Raw genomic sequence first — 18,536 nt, 5'->3', positions numbered from 1 at the left:
TTACCACTACTTCCTTTAACACCCCGCTTGTTTTGGCTAACTGAACCGGCTCCAATTGCATATTGACACTTGTCTGATTAACAGTAATTGAAATCCGTTTTTCAACAAAGCCGGTATGGGTAAAAGAAAGCACATAATTACCCGTATCGGGTTTGCTGAATTGAAAACCACCCTGCTCGTTGGTTAAAACAGTTTGCAAGGGCTTCGTATTATTTATTTTTAACAGGCGAACTGTTGCAAACCCAAGCGGTTTTGTGCTGTCTGTAACAGTGCCGGACAAGGTAGCAATGGTTTGGGAAAATAAAGGTGCAGACAGTAAGAGCAGGATTGCGGTTAAACTGCAAAGCAGTATTGGTTTCTTCATAAATGGTCAATTACGGGAATCAATCAATCATTCGGTTGCAAGAATAACGAAATGGTTCGTAGATTGATTGTTAATTGTGATGAGTGGCACCTTTTTGACAATTTTCACATTTAACCATTTAATTTTACCAAATCATTTCCATTTTACCTACTGATTAAACTTTATTTAAATGTTCAGAAAAATTGTAATGTCTGTACTTGTCTTATTCGTTGTACAAGCTACCGTTCATGCCCAGAAGCTGACCCCCTTACCTATGAATAATAAGGAATGGTCTGAGCCTGCCGAGCCGTTCCGGATTGCCGGTAATTTATATTATGTGGGCACCTACGATCTCGGCTGTTATTTAATTGCCACGCCCAAAGGACATATTCTCATCAATACCGGTTTGGCTGAATCGGTACCTATGATCAAAAAGAACATAGAACAATTGGGTTTTAAATTTTCCGATATAAAGATCTTGCTGACCACCCAGGCGCATTTTGACCATGTTGCGGGTATGGCCGAAATAAAAAAGCTAACCGGTGCTAAAATGATGGTTGACGCAAAAGACGCAAAAGTGCTGGCAGATGGCGGTAACTCTGATTACTATATGGGAGGGAAAGGTCCCCTGTACGTACCGGTAAAAGCCGATAAATTATTGCACGATCAGGATTCTATCAGTTTGGGTGAAACGAAACTCGTGTTGTTGCATCACCCCGGTCATACGCAGGGTTCGTGCAGTTACCTGGTGACGGTGAAGGATGAAAAAAGAAGCTATAGAGTGCTGATCGCGAATATGCCTACCATATTGTCCGATACCAAAATGACCGGCATGCCGGGCTATCCCGACATCAGTAAGGATTTTGCCTATACGCTGGATACCATGAAAAAACTGCAATTTGATCTGTGGGTAGCTTCTCATGCCAGTCAGTTTAAGATGCATGAAAAAAGGAAAGATGGCGCTGCTTATAACCCTGAAGCCTTTGCTGACCGTGCTTTGTATGATAAAACGCTGGAGGAGCGGACCGCTGATTATAAGAAATACCCCACAGCCCCCTAAAGGGAGAGTAAAAGATAGGGTGGGTCTCCTTTTCAAGGAGGCTCACCCTTATAATGTTAAGAGGGTGAGCCTCCCTTTGGAGGGAGACCCACCCTTTTTAATTAAACTTCAATACCACCGGTTCCATCCCAGGTGATTCCAGTTTTACTGCATAGGCGCCTCCTGAAGACGTCGGTTGCACATACACGATCAACGCGCCATGCATGGCCTTTCGGGTAGCCGCATGATAATCACTTACATCATTCGCATCACTGTTTTCTATTCCTTTCAGCGTAGCCGCCCCGGTAACACTTACCGTTACGGCGTTTTCTGCGGAATATACTTTTTGCCCTTTTTCATCGGTGATGGCTACTTCTATTTGTTGTAAACAATTGGAGTCACGAATAATGGGCGCCCATTGGTCCTGTCTTTCCTTGTATACAGTGGCTTTTAAAGCTGTTGCTTTACCTGTTGTGCTCAACGTATATTGCGCTGCCTGCTTTCCGTTCTGATAACCTTTTACTACCAGCTCTCCCGGGTGGTACACTGTATTCCAGAATAAAATTCTGCTGTGGGCGTCGGCCAGGGCCCTTTTGCCTAAAGAATGTCCGTTTAAGAACAATTCGGCTTCAGAACAATTGGTGAAACAATTCACCCGGATAGAATCGCCATCGGCGCCCTCCCAAACCGGTGCCGCCTGTTTGTGGCTCCAGATGCCGTTATCTTCAGATTTGGGAATGGGTGCGGTACCCATATAGATCATCGGTTCTTTTGTCCAGATACTTTGCCGGAAATAGTATTCCGGTTTGGTGAATCCGCCAAGGTCTAACAGTCCGGCCTGGTTGCTGCGATTGGGCCAGGCGCCCGCTTCGCCAAGATAATCGATACCCGTCCAAAGGAATTGTCCGGCTATATACGGGTTCTTTTCAACAGCCTCCCAGGCGCTGAGGCGCATGCCATTTTCACTGTCGTAAATGACGCGATTGGGATATTGCTGGTGGTCTGCCGCATAGCGGTATTCCTGGTAGTTATAGCCTACAATATCCAGGTTAGCGGGATAACTGGTGGTGTTCGACATCACTACACCGGCCAGCGCAGCCGTTACCGGTCGCGTGGTATCGTATTGTTTGGCCACCTGCACCAGGTGTTGAGAAATTTCACCAAGACGGGCAGCTGGCGGATGACCGGCCAATTGACCACTGCCATAGATCTGCGGATTGTTGCCGGTGTTCAGGATCTCATGCGTATAGGGGTCATTGGGATAGTCTATTTCATTGCCAATGCTCCACATAATAACAGAAGGATGGTTGCGGTTGCGCAGGATCATATCGCGCAGGTCGCGGTCGGCCCATTCTTTAAAATAAGTATGGTAACCATCTTTGCCCGGCGTTCCCTTGTTCCAACCCTGGATCCATTTGTTTTTACCCACTTCCCATTCATCAAAAGCTTCGTCCATTACTACAAAACCCATTTCGTCGCACAGGCGATATAAATAATCGGCATGCGGGTTATGGCTCAGTCGTAAGGCATTACAACCGCCTTCCTTCAGGGTGTGCAATCGTCTTACCCATACTTCCTCAGGTACGGCAACGCCCAATACGCCAGCATCGTCGTGAATACATACGCCCTGTAATTTGGTGGCTTCTCCATTCAGAAAAAATCCTTTGCTGGCATCGAACCTGATGGATCGGATACCCACTTCGGAACCCCATTCATCAATCTTTTTGCCTTCAGACAAAAGCGTCACCTTTAAAATATATGTGTTTGGTTTGTCGGTTGACCATAAGGCCGGGTTTGAAACCGTAAATGAACAATCACCCCCGGTTGTCGCATTGGGCGCAACAGTTATTGCTTTTTGTGCTTTTCCTGCTGTGTCTGCATGCCCATTGATGAGGCTGCATACAACCGTAACCCGTTTGTTTGCTTTTGTGTTATTGGTCACTGTTGTCTTTACATTTACAGTAGCACTGGTTGTTGACACTGCCGGTGTACTGAATGCAACACCCCATTGATTAATGTGCACCGGGTTGGTGGCAATCAGGTATACATTGCGATAAATGCCGGAACCCGTATACCATCTTGAATCAGCAAACGTAGTATGGTCAACTTTTACTGCAATGGTATTGTTGCCGGGTTGCAGGTATTGGGTGAGTTCATATTGAAATGGGGTAAACCCGTTCGGCCGTTTGCCGAGGGAATGGCCATTGATCCACACTTCACTGTTCTTGTATACGCCATCGAAATAAATATAGATCTGCTTTCCTTTCCATTCCGGTGCAAACGAAAACGTTTTGCGATACCAGCCAATACCACCGGGTGAAAAACCGGTACCGCTGGCCCATTCCATACTGAATGGGCCTTCAATACTCCAGTCGTGTGGTAAATTCAACATGCGCCAATTGGCATCATTAAAAGTGCTCTTTTCAGCACCAGGCACATCGCCTTTATAAAAGCGCCAGTCTGCATTGAACAACAACTGTTCCCTGGTTTCCTGGGCATGAAGGAGTGCGGGCAATAACAATAGCAACCACAAATAACAATTCCGTATCATTAGTATCCGCTGTTTTGTTGAATTTTATTATTGCTGGCCTGTATTTCGGTGCGTGGTATGGGGAGCCAGTAATTTTTGGTTTCAAAGTGACGGCCATCGAGTGCCACCTTTGTTGCATAAGTAAAATTACTTCCGTTTTTGATAACGGTTACACCGCCTGCTGGTTTGTTTTCTGTTACATCGGCGATCTTCCATCTTCTTACATCATAAAAGCGATGTTCTTCAAATGCCAGTTCAACCCGGCGTTCGTATTGAATGGCAGTCCGCATTTGTGCTTGTGATAATCCGGCCGGCAGGTCAGGCATACCTACACTGGGCCTTTCTCTGATTAAATTCACAGCAGCGCGGGCCGTCAGGGTTGATCCGGGAGGTACTACATCTGGCCCATAGGCTTCATTGGCTGCTTCGGCAAAATTCAATAATATTTCCGCGTAGCGAATATAGATCCAGGGTTGAAAACCTGCATTGCCCCAGGGATTCTGCAGTGGATAGGCATCGTTCATGTATTTTTTCAGGTAATAACCCGTTTTGGAGGTGTTCCAGTTATCGGGCCCGTCCTTACTGTCTTTGCCACCGGGCGTAAATGTTTCAATGGTATTGCCGCGATAGATGGCGCCATTATATAAAATGGTTGCATAAAAACGGTTATCGCGCCCAACGTATGGGTTGTTGGCATCATAACCCGAAGTAGGATCGGTGATGGCTTTACCATTGTTCATTTGGTAATCATCAACCAGGTTTTGTAAAGGCAGGTTGCCGCCCCAGCCACCATAACTATTAGGGCCATTGGCTATTTCCAAATGGGTGTGATTGGCATTTTTGGTATACAACCGTTCAAAGATCGTTTCTTTATTGTCGTTTATAAGGAACAGGTTCGAATACCCGCCGGTGTAAAGGCTGTATTTATTCAAACCAATTACTGCCTGTGCGGCTGTTACTGCGGCCTGCCAGGTGCCGGTGCCATACAACGGACTGGCTGCATACAACAACAGTCTTGATTTCAAAGCAAGCGCGGCACCTTTGGTAGCGCGGCCCAGTAACCAGGCATCGTCGTTGTTCAATGGTAATCCATTGGCGGCATCATCCAGTTGCGCAACGGCATAATCGATCGATTCTTTCAGCGATGCTCTTTTGAAGAAGGCATCATCCTGTAAATTGTCGGTGAGGTTATAAGCGGAGTCACCCATCAAAATAACGCCACCATAATTTCTGATGAGGTCGTGGTAACGGAAGGCCCTGATGAATTTCAATTCGGCCATTAAGCGGGCTTTACGTGGCGCGCTCATGTTCACTTTGGCAATAGTGCTGATGGCAAAATTACAATCCCTGATGCCGCGATAGCTGCGCCCCCAAATGGTGCCGGCAATACCGGTATTTTCCGGAGCCAGTAATCCTTTTTGCACCAGCCAGGTATTGTCATCATTGTTATAGATAGATTCATCGGTAAGCGAGCTCCACATGGCGTATTCAAAACCGCGGCCAAAACCAGGATTGGTGCCATCACCTTCCTTATCCTGTAAGCGGATGCCTACATAACGGGCAACTACATAATCTTCATACAGGGATGAGTCTGCCAGGATATATTCCTGTGGAAGCCTGTCCGTTGGTTGAACGGTCAAAAAGTCTTTTTTGCAGGAAGTAATGGCCGTTGCAAAAAAAGCGGTATAAAATATATTTCGAAATATTGTTTTCATTGTCTTGCGGTTTGCTGTTTAAAATTGTAAGGCTACTCCAAGATTCACGATCCGTTGCTGGGGATAAAACTGCCCGCTGTAATTGCTTCCTTCGGGATCATAATCTTTTACTTTGGTAATGGTGAACAGGTTAAAGGCGCTCAGGTATACCCGCAAGGATTGCATTTTCAATTTTGATAAGGTTGAACCGGTTACGTTATAACCCAGTTCTATGTTTTTCAACCGCAGGAATGATGCATTATTTAACCAGAAGGTGTTTGGGTACTGGCCGCCGTTAACAGATGCTGAAGTGCGCGTATCAACGCGGGGATAGCTGCCATTGGGGTTGGCCGGGCTCCAGCGGTTATCGGCCCAGCTGCTGTAAAAATTACCAACGGTTCCTGATTCAGGCAGCACGAACTGGCTTACATGTGTTTGCCCGGCAAACACAACGGAAATATCAAACGATTTGTAATCGGCGTTTAATAAAATGCCATAGGTGATCTGGGGTATGTTGCCGTATTTTGATCTTACCTGGTCATCAGCTGTGATCTTGCCATCATTGTTATAATCCTGCAGGATCAGGTCGCCCGGTTGTGCTCCATCCAGGTGCGGATATTTGGCAATTTCATCGGTTGAATGAAAAATGCCGGTTGCATTGTATAATAAATACGTATTTAACGGTTTGCCCGTTTGTTTCTGATACGACAAAACCGCTGGTGCTTCATCTATGAACACGATCTTGCTTTTGGCATACGTGAAATTTCCGCTGGCACCATAATGCAGTTTCCCTTTACGGTTGTTATAACCCAACGTAGCTTCTAACCCATTGCTGTTTACCTTTCCAATATTTTCGGATGGCACCAGCGGATCGGAACCGTATGGGTTTACAATACCGGTTACATTGGGAATAGAGGCGTTGCGGGCAGCCAGGATGTTGGATCGTTGCTGGCGGAAATATATAAACTCAAAATTGATGTCATTGAATAATATCCCTTCCAGTGCGATGTCGGTTTTGCGTGCTTCTTCCCAGTGAATTTGTTTATTAGCGAGCTTGGTAAGGTCGATAGCTGGTGCTATACCAATTGCTGTGCTGGAGGCCAATACTACCTGTGTGTTGAAGGTGTAGTTATTGAGATATTGGAACAGCGCCACATTGTCGTTACCCAGCATGCCGAAGGACCCGCGCAGCTTCAAATCATTTATAAAGGCAACATTGTGCATGAACGATTCGTTGGAGATGCGCCAGCCTGCGGAGAAGGAAGGGAAGTAACCATACCGGTGACCTGCGGGGAAAGTGGAAGAACCATCGATACGCAACTGTGCATCGAAAAGGTATTTTTCGGCATAATTGTAAGAGAGTTTTCCCAGGTAACTTTTGCGGGTATAATGATAACTGTTACCGCCGTTGTCGCGATCGGTAGCCAACGTTCCGCCTTGCGTTAATTCAGGCGTTAATGGCGTTGGAAAATTGATGCGGGAAGCGCCCAGTGAATCGCGTTTAAGTTCTGATTGTTCATAACCCACAAATGCATTGAAATTATGCTGGCCAAAGCTGTTGGCATAATTCAGCCGGATATTGGTGGTGAGTTGTGTTTGGTTTTTCTGGCTTTCGTTAAGGGAGGCGGCGTTGTTGTTGCCACCCACGATCCTTGACGTATAGATATCGGTGTTTTTATTGTAGGAATATAATAAGTAGGGTGTAGCAAAGGTTTTATTGAAGTACCAGGACTTGTCTACCGCAGCAAACGCATCAACCGATAAGCCTTTTATGGCTGAAATATTGTAACTGCCTTTCAAAATGCCATTAAACACCTGGCCGGGGTTCCTGTTCAGGCCACCTGCATTGGTTGCCATCACGGCCGGGTTGTTTCCCTCAATACCGCCAGATGGCAGGCCATTGGGGTAAAAGGCAGGAATGGTGGAGTAAGCGCGATAGATGGAACGGAAAATATCACTTGATGAAGAAGCAGGGAATTGCCGGTCTTCTTCGCGCCCCGATAAATACAGGCTTACCTTAAAATCCTTGGTGATGCTGGCGTCGATGTTCGAGCGAAAGCTGTACTGGTTGTACTTGTTGGCGCCGTTCTTATATAAACCGTCCTGGCTAACCAAACCGCTGCTGAGGTAATAACGGATATTATCCGATCCACCGGCTACGGATACATTGGCCTGGTCCTGCCCTGTTGAGTTTTTTAACGTGGTTTTTGCCCAATTGGTATTGGGATAATTCAACGGGTCGGACCCATCGGCGAATTTTTGGATCTCGGCATCCGAATACTGCTGGTTCATACCACCTGCCTTGTTATTATAATAAGCAATTTCATTGCTAATGGCTGCATAGGTTTTTGCATCGGCCATTTCTGGCAAACGGGTGGGGGAAGAAAAACCATGATTATAGCTTGCCGAAATAGTGGGTTTGCCGGTTTTGCCCCGTTTGGTAGTAACGAGAATAACGCCATTTGCGGCACGGCTGCCATAAATAGCGGCAGAAGCGTCTTTTAGTACCGAAATACTTTCAATATCATTTGGGTTCAATCGTTCCAACCCACCAATTTGACCCGGTACGCCATCTACCACCACCAGCACATCGTTATTACCGGTTGTGGCCAGTCCCCGTACAGTAATGCCCGATCCATCATAACCAGGTTCGCCACTGCGGTTGTTGAGAATAACACCGGAGAAACGGCCGGCCAGGGAGTTCGATACATTCGCCTGCGGACTTTTAACCAGGTCGGCGCCTTTTACAACCGACACCGAGCCGGTAAGCGTGGCTTTCTTCGTGGTATTATAACCAACTACAATCACTTCCGACATACTGTTGTTAGCAGACGATAGGGTGACCTCCATGTTGCCGCCGGTTACGGTCATTTCCTCGGCTTTATAATTTACATGGGTAAAAACCAGGATGGCTTTTTCGGGCGCCTGAATGGAAAATTTTCCAGCGGCATCGGTGACTGCTGTTGTCTGGGTGCCTTTTACGGTTACCGTAACACCGGCTACAGGGCCATCGCTGGCCATTACCCGGCCTGTTACCGCCGTTTGCGCAAAAAGCGTCAAATTGGAAAACAGCAAAAAAGCAAGAAGAAAAAGTGGTGGGGCGATCCTGTAAAATGGGTAACAGGCTGCCCTGCATGTCAATTGCAGAATTTGTCTCATACGAACAAGCTCGTTTGGTTAAATAATCGTTTGCAGCTGTTTAAATGGATTCATATAGTATATAATACCAGCTGTCTACATATGCAAAGTAGGTCCAGGGCAGGGTGGAAGGAGGGGGGTATTTCCTATAATAAGGGGGGTATTTTGAGGTTTCATAAGATTGTTTTTTTATTAAGTGGTTTTTTTGTGGTGGAATGTTGTAAGGCAAAAGGCAAAGGGCAGAAGGCAGAAGGCAGAAGGCAGAGATGGGCTCTCGATTTTTGAAATTAATAAGCGCTCCTGCACCTACGGAAATTATTGCCGATTGCTCTGGGCTTAACCGAGACCGGCTGTCGATTGTTCCTGGCCGCGCTGAGGTTTTCTGCCCTCTGCCTTTTGCCCTTTGCCTGCCTTCAGTGGCACAAAATTTTAACCTTACAGCACATGAGCAATAAGGATAACATATCCCACCAGCAAATAAATGTGGGCGGAATTTCTGTGCATATAGCCCTGGCAGGCGATTCGGCTAATCAGGCCATCCTGTTTTTGCATGGCTATCCTGAGAACTGGCAGGAATTTGAAGGGGTGATGAATAGGTTAAAAGACACTTATTATGTGCTGGCCATCGATCTGCCCGGAATTGGTATGTCTGAACCAATAGCGTCAGGGGACAAACATTGCCTGGCTGAGTTTATAAACAATATGTTGCAGGCTTTGCATATAGACCGGATCGTGTTGGTTGGTCATGATGTGGGGGGGATGACGGCTTATTCATTTATAAAGCAGTATCCGGAAAAATTACTCAAGGCCGTCATTATGAATACGGCTATTCCCGGGGTTGATCCCTGGGAGCAGGTGAAACGAAACCCACATATCTGGCATTTTGCGTTGTATGAGGTGCCTGCGTTACCGGAAGCTGTATTTGCCGGTAAACAAAGAGTCCTCTTCGATTATTTTTATAACACCCTTTCTTTTAATAAGCAGGCGATCGATGATGACAAACGGGATGAGTATGTAAAGTCCTATAGCAACTCCATTGCTTTAAAAACCAGTTTCGATTGGTACAGGGCTTTCTCCCATGATGAAAAGGACAATTCCAAAAATACCCCCGTTGATGTGCCGGTATTATATATAAGAGGGGAAAAAGAAAGTGGTGATATTGATCAGTATGCGGAAGGGTTACGAAAGAGTGGGATACATGACCTTCGTTGTAAGTTGATTGAAAGCTGCGGACATTTTGGCCCCGAGGAGCAGCCCGAGGTTGTTGCGGAGGTGATACGTGAGTTTGTAGTTGACAAGTTAACCAGTTAACCAGTTGACCAGTGAAATACCAGATACAAGTTTATTAGTTCTTAAGTTATTGGGTTCATCCCGGGTTAGGCGAGTCCTTTCACGTTTCACGTTTGCCGTTTCACGGCAGCCTCTTGAAACCTCAAGAACCTGCCTTTATAACATTATACTCTCTATTAAACGAGTGCCGGTATTTCTTTATGTATTCCGACGGCGTCATATGAAACACCTTCACAAACTGCTCACGGAAGTACCGCACATCATTGATGCCTACCTGGAAGGCGGCCTGGCGGATGTTCATATTCTCGGTTAACATGAGTACGGCCGCTCTCCTCAGTCTTATTGAGCGAATGAACGCGTTCAGTGATTGTCCGGAAATGGATTTTACCTTATTATATAAAGCGGGGTGACTCATGCCCATGGCTTTTGAGAATTTTTTGATGGTAAAGTCTTCGGTATCTATGTTTTGTTCAATAACGGCAATACATTTTCGAAGGAACTCCTGGTATTCGGCCGGTACTTTGGAGTTTGTTTCCTTCAGGGTGATACTGTCGAAGAAAAAGCGCTGCAACAGGTTCCGGTTGCGCAATATAGTCTCCACTTTGGCCAGTAACAGGGTTTTATCAAATGGTTTGGTAATGTAATCGTCGGCGCCGCCTTCAATGCCTTTTAATTTTATCTCGTTGGTAGAGGATGCGCTTAACAGAATAACCGGGATATGTCCAAGCAGGTCACTCTGCTTTAATTTGGCACAGAGTTCAATACCATCCATACCCTGCATATGAATATCGCTGATGATAAGATCGGGTATGTGTTGCATTGCCAGCTTATACCCGTCGTCACCATTGTTGGCTGCAAACACCAGGTAGTTAGGCTCAAAGATCTGGTGCAGGTAACTGGTTATTTCGGGATTGTCGTCAATCAGCAGGATCGATCTTTTCTTTGTTATTACTTCTTCGGCCTGTTTGCCTTCCTGTTTTACGGATTTGATGGCCGGCTCTTCTTCCGGTTGTTGTATGGCGCCGCCAGCCAGTTCCTGCAGCAGGTTGTTTTGGTCGCCCGGAGTATTATCTGTAATAAATTCATAGCCCGCAGGCAGATGCACGGTTCCTTTAAATAAAGTAATGGTAAAGGTGGTGCCCTGGTTCAGCACGCTTTTACAGGTAACTGTTCCTTTATGGCTTTCGATAAATTGTTTTACCAGAAAGAGCCCAATGCCGAAACCTGATTGCCGTTTGCCATGATGGGCCTGTTGAAATTTTTCAAAGATGCGCTCACTGTCTGCGGCCTCGATGCCACAACCCGTATCCCGGATACTCAGTACAACTGCGTTATTTATTTCTTCCACCCTGAATTCGATCATTCCATTTTCCGGGGTGAACTTGAAGGCGTTGGAAAGCAGGTTGAACAGCGCGATCTCTATTTTTTCATAGTCTGCATAGATGGTCAGTTCTGTTGCAGCCGGAGCAAACTGAAAAGTGATATTCTTTGTACGGGCTTGGTGAATAAAACACTGGTATACTTCATCGCATAGTTGAATGAGATTGATGGCAGAGATGGTACAGGTGTCGGACCCATTATCGGCTTTTCTGAAAAGCAAGAGTTGATCAACCAGGCTTAGCAACCGGCGGGCGTTGCGATAGGCGATCTTCAGGTCATTACGCGGTTCGTTGTTGAGCGCTTCCTTTACCGGGTTTATAATAAGGGACAGGGGCGTTCTGAATTCATGCGAGATATTGGTAAAAAAGGTCAGCTTTTTTTCCATCAGTTCTTTTTCCTTTTCATTCTCTACATGCGCCAGCTTTATTTCATACCGTAACCGTTCCTGGGTTCGGGTATAACGAATATAGATGTAGATAGCGCCGGCAAAGCATAAAACATATAGTAAGTAGGCCCACCAGGTGCGATACCAGGGCGGTAAAATAATGATCTTTAGTAATTGGGTTTCGTGACCCCAGGTGCCATCGGGGTCCATGATCTTTACTTTGAACAGGTATGTTCCTTCCTGCAAACGGGAGTAATTGGCGGTCCTGATGTGGTTTACATAATTCCAGTCTTTATCCCAACCCTGTAAAAAATAAGCGTAATTGATCTTGTCGGCCCCGGCGTATTCCAGCGCCAGAAAATCGAGCGACAAAACCGCCCGTTCAAAAGGGATGGTGATCTCATCTATTCTGTCGAACGTCCTGGCAGTTACGCAGGGATCGCTTCCTTCAGCAATCGTGTTATTGATTTTAAGTCCTGTTAAATAAATGGCCGGTTGTTCGGCTATATCTTTTATACTATCGGGGTAGAAAATATTAAAGCCCTTGATACCGCCGAATAAAAATTCACCCGATGATAATGCCAGGCCGGCATTAAAACTGAACTGGTTGCTTTGTAACCCGTCGGACGCAGAAAAATTACGGACCGTTTTTGTTTGTAGATTAAACCGGCACAAACCATTATAGGTGCTTAACCATAAGTTACCCGCATCATCTTCGAGCATTCGAAGAATGGTATTGCCGGGCAATCCATCGGCGGTGGTAAAACGTTTGTATTTCCCTGTTTTGCGATCGAACAATAACAAGCCGCCATCCTGCGTACCGATCCAGAAATTATGGTGGCTGTCTTCATGGATGCAACGCAGGGTGTTACCGATATTATAATGGATGTGTTGTTTGTGATCCAGATCTATACGAATAAGGGTGGAATAATTACCGCCCCAAAAACCGCCTTGCCGGTCTTCGGCCAGGCATTGCAAATTGGTAATGGTGTTATCAAACAACTCAAAACGATCTTGCTGCCGGTTCAAAACATACAGGCTCCCTTCATTGGTGGCGCTGGCCCATAACCTGTTTTGCGCATCCTGGTATAGCAGCCATACGTTGTTCTCTTTATCGTGCGTTACCGGATTGTAACAATCATACCGGGTGAAGGTACCGGTTGACCGGTTAAAGCGATTAATGGCGCCCAGCCAGGTACTTACCCATACTTCGTTGTTATGATCTTTTACAATACTGGTAATGAAATTGCTGCTGATGGCGTTTGGGCCATTGTTGGGGGTATATTGGGTGAACTCGTTTTTTTGCCGGTCCCAATACCGCAACCCTGCGCCGTCGGTGCCGATCCATACATTGTGCTTTTCATCTTCACAAAACGACATGATGAAATTGCTGACAAGATTGTCGTTTCCCGGCGGATTATACGTGATGTGCGTAAATGAACTTGTTTTGGATTCCACTACATTGATGCCGCCGCGCAACGTGCCGATCCATTTACGGCCATCGGCATCTTCATAGATGGCATACACGGCATTGCTGTTCACAATAGATTTTCCCGCTGCAGTTACATAAGGCGTGGCTTTGGAGGCGCCGGGCGGAAGCACCAGCAGTCCATTGCCGTCGGAACCGATCCAGCCTTGTTGCTGTTTGTCGAAATACAGGTTTACGACCTTACTGCGTGTGCTTAGATAACTTGCTGAATATTGGTTGGTGGTAGTGCTGAACTGGTATAAGCCGTTTTCATTCCCCAGCCATATATTGTCCTGTTTGTCGAGCTTTAAACAATTGGCTTGTTTGATCTGGGTGCTTACTACCCGCAAATGCTTTTTAACCCGATCATATTGACATAAACCCACCTGTTGAATAAAGAGCCATACAGTGTTGCGAACGCTATCAAATTCAATGGCGGTTACATCATAATTCGCATCGGTCATATTATCATGCAGCAATGGTATTTGCTGACCGGGTGTTGATCTGTTTTCAAAAACCAGTAAGCCATTTTGCTGGGAACCAGCAAGCATCAACCCTGCGGCCGCCTGAATAATATGGATGTTATCCTGTACGTAATGCCGGGTCGCATCCTTCCAACCCTGGTATTGCAGACGGGAGAAAGTTGAACGCACCGGATCAAATACACAGGCTCCCTTGAGCCCGCCCACCCAAATGTTATTGGCGGCATCACCCTCGATGGTGTAAACAGTATTATTATTTAAGGAAGTGCTGTCGCCTATGACGTTCCGGAAGATCCGGAAGCCATATCCATCATAGCGATTGAGCCCGTCGTAGGTGCCAAACCATAGGAAGCCTTTATAATCCTGGTAAATAGTGGTGACAACGTTGTTCGACAAGCCCTGGTCGATACCCAGGAATTTGACCGGGTAATTATCTGCAAGCAGGCGGATGGTAAACGTGAGCAATAAGGAAAGTATTGCAATGGCTTTATACCTCATGTGGTTCCCCTTTCTGATCGTTAGGCCTTAAAAATAGGGAAAATTCTAAGGAGAAACCGCCATTTTTTATGGCTGCGGGCACATTGGCCGGTTGTTTTATTTTCCGTTGTTTGGTCCTTTTTAGCCGCCTTTTCTGACTTTTTACAGGCTAAAACCAAAAAAAAGAAGCAATCGAACAAAAATTTGAACCATAAAAACCAAAATCCAAACCTTCACCACATTGGTTAATAATAGGTTTGCAGTGATCGCTACCAGGGGAAAAGGGCACCGGTAACTATTAAAGGAACATCAACCAGTACCAGCGACAATGGGGTTTACAGCATTTTGTGCACCCGGGTCGGGGCAAACCACCGCTTTTCCGGCGCTTTCATCAGGGACTAAACTGGTGGCAGCCGCAAAGTGGGGCCTTGTTGTTCAGTACAACCGATACAGATCTTACCGGGGCATTCTGGAATGTGAGCATCAAAATTCAACAAGAAGGAAGTTTTATAAATATCAGGTTACTGAACCTGATGGCACTATGGATAAGTGCATTTTATTTCGTACAGTGATAATTGTTCCGCAGGGAATGTCTATTCCAGGTAAAAATAATTGTCTCTAACTCCTGTATTTCAATACAGGAGTTTTTTTATATTTATAATAAGGTTAACAAATATGGATACCTGTATTTGGAATTATCGTTTAAAAATAATTACATTCCGCCCCTATATATAATAATACGTCGTGCGTTTTTATTGATGAATTTCACTCTCATTAGAAAATATTCCCACTTAACTATTGGTTAATTGAACTGATTAGTGTAATTTTGACAATTATAAACACTTGCCATCCCTGATAATCAAATCCCACCGATTGCAGGAACATCAGAGCCAGATTGCCACCAGAAATTTTTACTTGCCGAAAACTTTACTAACATCTGCCAAACGCTTGTCAATTCTAAAGCAGAAACGATGAGTTGCCCATTTTTACAACAACTATAAACAGTTGTTTGCCCCCCTAACTGCCTGGAAAAAAAGGAGCATATCCTTTATTAATGTACAATTAGCGAAGCTTTAGCCCGGAGGAAAAAAATGAATGGACGCATGTATGCGGCTGTAATGGCCGGCGTGTGCGCACCAAACGGTAAACCATTGTATTCTATAAAAACTATAATAAAAAACGCAATGAAACTTAGAATCCTGTTCCCTGTATTAGCATTAACTACTGGTGTTATTCTTTATTCTTGTTCTAAAAAAGACTCACAGTCTGCACCTGCCGGGGATAAAATTCTGTCTGTTTATTATCCCGGTGCTTCTATGGAAGTGAAAGAGTTGTCAATCCGTACAAAGAATGGCGCTGTAACTGATCCTGCATTGATCCAGGGCTTCATTAACAGAAACGTATCTCCTGATGCAAGGGCCAATTTCTTTGTTGGTATGACCTCTGTACCCGTTCCTCCATCAACCCAGACTGTTAGCTTTTTAAATGATAACCGGGTAAACGTGAATGGTGTAAATATGGAGATCACCGGTGCAATGGATTCTGTGCTGCTGGTTACCGAATACACTGCAACTCCTTTCCCAACTTATGCTACTTCATGTGGCGCTTTATTAGGTCAGGTGCCTCAGTTTACAGCATTGTATAATTGCCCTGATGCCAATTGCGCAACCTATCGTAAATCATATCCCCTGGTTGTGGAAGGCGCTAATTATTATGCTCCCCTGTTAACCTATGCGGTTGTTACAAAAGATTGCGCTATAACTGCCACTGAGATCCCAACGATCAATACACTCAATCCTGATCTGAATTCACTGCTGAAAGATGGTGATTCAGTGCTGGTACAGTATGTGAAATTACCTTTGTCAAAGAAAGTAGACTAGAATCAGACATAACAAAAGGCTGCCGCAACAAATTGTTGCCGGCAGCTTTTGTATTTAAAAGCAATTTCATTCTATAAAAAAAATTGAAACCTCCAGGCGGCAACGTGAAAATTACAGGTGTTTTTCTATTCAGGAATAAATAGTGATGTAGCTTTTACGCACAGTAATTGTACGTTCACATACAATAATACGGCGTTCACCCCAACCAGGTATTAACATGTATACGAAATTTATATATTTGCGCGTTTATAAAACCACATTTAACCCAAATCAGTATCATGAAAATTTTTTACAGATCGCTTGGTTTAGTTTCCGTATTAGCCCTGAGTACCCTTTTACATTCTTGCGACAAGGTTAAAGATGCCATCTCTATTAACATCCCTACTCAAACTGTAACTGCCGATTTTTACATTACCCCTCAACAGGTAGGAACACAGCAGGTAGCTACTTTTCAGTACGGGATCAACCTCGATTCGCTTATTAAACATGAAAACACCAGCCTTGGTATCGGTAACATCAAGTCAGCAAAAATTAAAAGTGTTGTGCTTAATTTGACAAACGCTGGCGGACCTGATAACTTAGGTGCTTTCTCAGCTTGCGAAGTTGGTTTATCTTCCAGTGCAAAACCTGACTATACTGTTATTGCAGGAATAGCTAATAATCCTGATCAAAACCAGGTTACTTTAGATATCCCGGTAAATAATATTGAACTGAAAGACTATTTCAGCTCAACTTCATTCACGTATAAGCTTTCAGCTACTACGCGTCGTGCTACAACTACTACACTTACAGGTAAAGCTACCATCAAATTTGATGTTACAGCTGGTCTGTAAGACTGATTGATTGTAATTGATAAAGAATTATGGGCACTATTGTTTCTTGTAAACGATAGTGCCTTTTTTATTGGTTTTGATGCCTCGTCAATGCCTCGGCATACTGTAGCAGACTTGCCTTAGCATTGCCTACGTATTGCCTGGGGTTGTACTGGATCAAGTCAAATTCCTGGGGGATTAAGAGAATAGAAAGCAATGGTGGGCAATTTTAAGTTGGGGACTTAGATCCTTTACCAGTGTCTTGTGCTCGTCTCATCTTACCTTTTATGCATCATCAGTAGCTTTTTATAGATCTTCCGTTGGTTTTTATACATCAACACTAGCTTCTTATGCATCATCAATCGCCTTTTGTAATGCATTTCTCATGGGAAATTCAAATAAATAGCCTTTTATGACTCGTCAGTAGCCAACATTACGACATAAGTAACCAACATTGGGTTATTAATAGCTAATTTCCGATCGTATGTTCCTTACTTAAGACCTAAAGTTGACTACTTGTGTGGCAAAAAAAGCAACTAATGAGTTAAAATTGCGAAGATGTGCGCTAAAAAAGGCTACTTACGCCCCAAAATAAGCTACTGATGTGTCATATTTAGCTTTGGATGAGTCATAAAAGGCTAGGGACGCACTATAAAAGGCTACAGGCGCACTATATAAAGCTACAGGCGCACCATAAAAAGCAATAGCGGCTTCAAAGTTTACAACTTTTGCCAATCTTTGGTAGAAATGTGCTCTTTTCATGGGGTCGTATCTAATCTTATCCTAAGTCCCCAACTTTTCAACCTGATCCAATGTTAGTTACCCTATATAAGAAAACCATAAGCAGGTCATTGATCCTGACGGCCTGTTTAATCCTCGGGCAGTTGGTAATGCACAGCAGTATCCGGTACAAATAGTACCTCAGTTGTTGCCGCCTTATACTTTAAATGTAAGTGACTATTACAATGGTGCCAGTGAAAAGCTGGTGTTATTGCTAACCAATACTGATTTAAACAAGCCCACCTTGCAGGTGCGTTTACGCATGAGCATCCAGGGCCAGTCGGCCAAACTGATCAGCCGGGATGCTTATTATCCCCCAATTAGCCTCGATGGGGTATTGCCACCCGCATTAGTCTGGCAGATCTGGCTCCTTATTTCAATGCCGATAGCGAGATTATGTCTCTGATAAAAATTAAACAATAACTATGCGATACAAATATCAATTATTGAAGTCCAGTTGGGGAATTGTTATTTTTTTAGAGATCGATGAAATATTGAGTCCTTCTATTAGTGAAACGGATATAAGGGTCACTGATAATATATTTCTTCGCATAAGTGACACTTACAAACTTAATAAAGAAACAATTGCTATTTAATAAAAAAATAAGTAATGTAACTGTTTGCTATGAGGTGAAGGAAATTGACTTTAACTATATTGACTTTCAGGAAGAAGGATTGTATTGTGCCATTCAGGAATGGATTTCAAAATATTATGGAATAGCGTTGACGCCTATCGACGTAAAATATGATCGCGTGAAAAATAAATATATTTTTAACATTCCTCAGATATCCGGTTAAGGAAACCAACCCCTGGCGGCGTAATTTGATCTGGCGATAT

General features: G+C 44.5%; 12 protein-coding genes. 6 read left to right on the top strand and 6 right to left on the bottom strand.

The window, feature by feature from the left end; all coding sequences use genetic code 11:
• Positions 1-364: carboxypeptidase-like regulatory domain-containing protein (locus ACJ751_RS00315; protein ID WP_407743367.1), on the bottom strand; the 364-nt coding region annotated here is incomplete at its 3' end.
• 169 nt (positions 365-533) lie between these two features.
• On the opposite strand from ACJ751_RS00315, the gene bla reads away from it, so the two are divergent.
• Complete coding sequence (gene bla / locus ACJ751_RS00310; RefSeq protein ID WP_407743366.1) at positions 534-1,403, top strand: subclass B3 metallo-beta-lactamase; 870 nt, start codon at positions 534-536, stop codon at positions 1,401-1,403.
• 97 nt (positions 1,404-1,500) lie between these two features.
• On the opposite strand, the gene ACJ751_RS00305 is transcribed toward bla, so the two are convergent.
• From ACJ751_RS00305 to ACJ751_RS00295, 3 genes are read right to left on the bottom strand one after another with little or no spacing between them, the layout of a single operon-like run.
• Positions 1,501-3,933 (bottom strand): sugar-binding domain-containing protein, encoded by a 2,433-nt coding sequence (locus tag ACJ751_RS00305; RefSeq protein WP_407743365.1) that lies wholly within the window; start codon positions 3,931-3,933, stop codon positions 1,501-1,503.
• Positions 3,933-5,627: a RagB/SusD family nutrient uptake outer membrane protein gene (locus ACJ751_RS00300; RefSeq protein WP_407743364.1), complete on the bottom strand. Its 1,695-nt coding sequence runs from the start codon at positions 5,625-5,627 to the stop codon at positions 3,933-3,935. Before ACJ751_RS00300 ends, ACJ751_RS00305 begins: the two co-directional genes overlap by 1 nt.
• Before the next feature lie 18 nt (positions 5,628-5,645).
• Entirely contained in the window at positions 5,646-8,765 is a 3,120-nt protein-coding gene (locus ACJ751_RS00295; RefSeq protein WP_407743363.1) for a SusC/RagA family TonB-linked outer membrane protein, read from the bottom strand.
• Positions 8,766-9,188: 423 nt separating this feature from the next.
• On the opposite strand from ACJ751_RS00295, the gene ACJ751_RS00290 reads away from it, so the two are divergent.
• Positions 9,189-10,055 (top strand): alpha/beta fold hydrolase, encoded by an 867-nt coding sequence (locus ACJ751_RS00290; RefSeq protein WP_407743362.1) that lies wholly within the window; start codon positions 9,189-9,191, stop codon positions 10,053-10,055.
• A 121-nt stretch (positions 10,056-10,176) separates the two neighbouring features.
• Here the strand turns inward: ACJ751_RS00290 and ACJ751_RS00285 are convergent, their stop codons facing one another.
• Positions 10,177-14,247 carry a two-component regulator propeller domain-containing protein gene (locus ACJ751_RS00285; RefSeq protein ID WP_407743361.1) on the bottom strand — a complete coding sequence of 1,357 codons (4,071 nt, stop codon included), beginning with the start codon at positions 14,245-14,247 and terminating at the stop codon, positions 10,177-10,179.
• 1,163 nt (positions 14,248-15,410) lie between these two features.
• Here ACJ751_RS00285 and ACJ751_RS00280 point away from each other — a divergent pair.
• The gene (locus tag ACJ751_RS00280; protein WP_407743360.1) at positions 15,411-16,106 is read left to right on the top strand and encodes a hypothetical protein; all 696 of its coding nucleotides are present in this window, start codon (positions 15,411-15,413) and stop codon (positions 16,104-16,106) included.
• 278 nt (positions 16,107-16,384) lie between these two features.
• Positions 16,385-16,939 carry a hypothetical protein gene (locus ACJ751_RS00275; protein WP_407743359.1) on the top strand — a complete coding sequence of 185 codons (555 nt, stop codon included), beginning with the start codon at positions 16,385-16,387 and terminating at the stop codon, positions 16,937-16,939.
• A gap of 558 nt (positions 16,940-17,497) precedes the next feature.
• Here ACJ751_RS00275 and ACJ751_RS00270 read toward each other — a convergent pair.
• Positions 17,498-17,680 (bottom strand): hypothetical protein, encoded by a 183-nt coding sequence (locus ACJ751_RS00270; RefSeq protein WP_407743358.1) that lies wholly within the window; start codon positions 17,678-17,680, stop codon positions 17,498-17,500.
• 163 nt (positions 17,681-17,843) lie between these two features.
• On the opposite strand from ACJ751_RS00270, the gene ACJ751_RS00265 reads away from it, so the two are divergent.
• Together ACJ751_RS00265 and ACJ751_RS00260 are read left to right on the top strand one after the other, a co-directional pair.
• Complete coding sequence (locus ACJ751_RS00265; protein ID WP_407743357.1) at positions 17,844-18,104, top strand: hypothetical protein; 261 nt, start codon at positions 17,844-17,846, stop codon at positions 18,102-18,104.
• Between the two features lie 149 nt (positions 18,105-18,253).
• Entirely contained in the window at positions 18,254-18,496 is a 243-nt protein-coding gene (locus ACJ751_RS00260; RefSeq protein WP_407743356.1) for a hypothetical protein, read from the top strand.
• Positions 18,497-18,536: the final 40 nt, after the last annotated feature.

It is taken from the genome of Niastella sp. (genome assembly GCF_045805085.1).
GTDB lineage: Bacteria > Bacteroidota > Bacteroidia > Chitinophagales > Chitinophagaceae > Niastella.
Note: the sequence above shows the minus strand (reverse complement) of the source record. Positions and strands in the feature narration are given on the sequence as shown.

What these genes read in the sequence shown, in the direction of transcription:
- ACJ751_RS00295 (WP_407743363.1), bottom strand. Translation starts at nt 8,765, where the DNA reads ATGAGACAAATTCTGCAATTGACATGCAGGGCAGCCTGTTACCCATTT.
- bla (WP_407743366.1), top strand. Translation starts at nt 534, where the DNA reads ATGTTCAGAAAAATTGTAATGTCTGTACTTGTCTTATTCGTTGTACAA.
- ACJ751_RS00280 (WP_407743360.1), top strand. Translation starts at nt 15,411, where the DNA reads ATGAAACTTAGAATCCTGTTCCCTGTATTAGCATTAACTACTGGTGTT.
- ACJ751_RS00305 (WP_407743365.1), bottom strand. Translation starts at nt 3,933, where the DNA reads ATGATACGGAATTGTTATTTGTGGTTGCTATTGTTATTGCCCGCACTC.
- ACJ751_RS00285 (WP_407743361.1), bottom strand. Translation starts at nt 14,247, where the DNA reads ATGAGGTATAAAGCCATTGCAATACTTTCCTTATTGCTCACGTTTACC.
- ACJ751_RS00290 (WP_407743362.1), top strand. Translation starts at nt 9,189, where the DNA reads ATGAGCAATAAGGATAACATATCCCACCAGCAAATAAATGTGGGCGGA.
- ACJ751_RS00300 (WP_407743364.1), bottom strand. Translation starts at nt 5,627, where the DNA reads ATGAAAACAATATTTCGAAATATATTTTATACCGCTTTTTTTGCAACG.
- ACJ751_RS00270 (WP_407743358.1), bottom strand. Translation starts at nt 17,680, where the DNA reads ATGAAAAGAGCACATTTCTACCAAAGATTGGCAAAAGTTGTAAACTTT.
- ACJ751_RS00275 (WP_407743359.1), top strand. Translation starts at nt 16,385, where the DNA reads ATGAAAATTTTTTACAGATCGCTTGGTTTAGTTTCCGTATTAGCCCTG.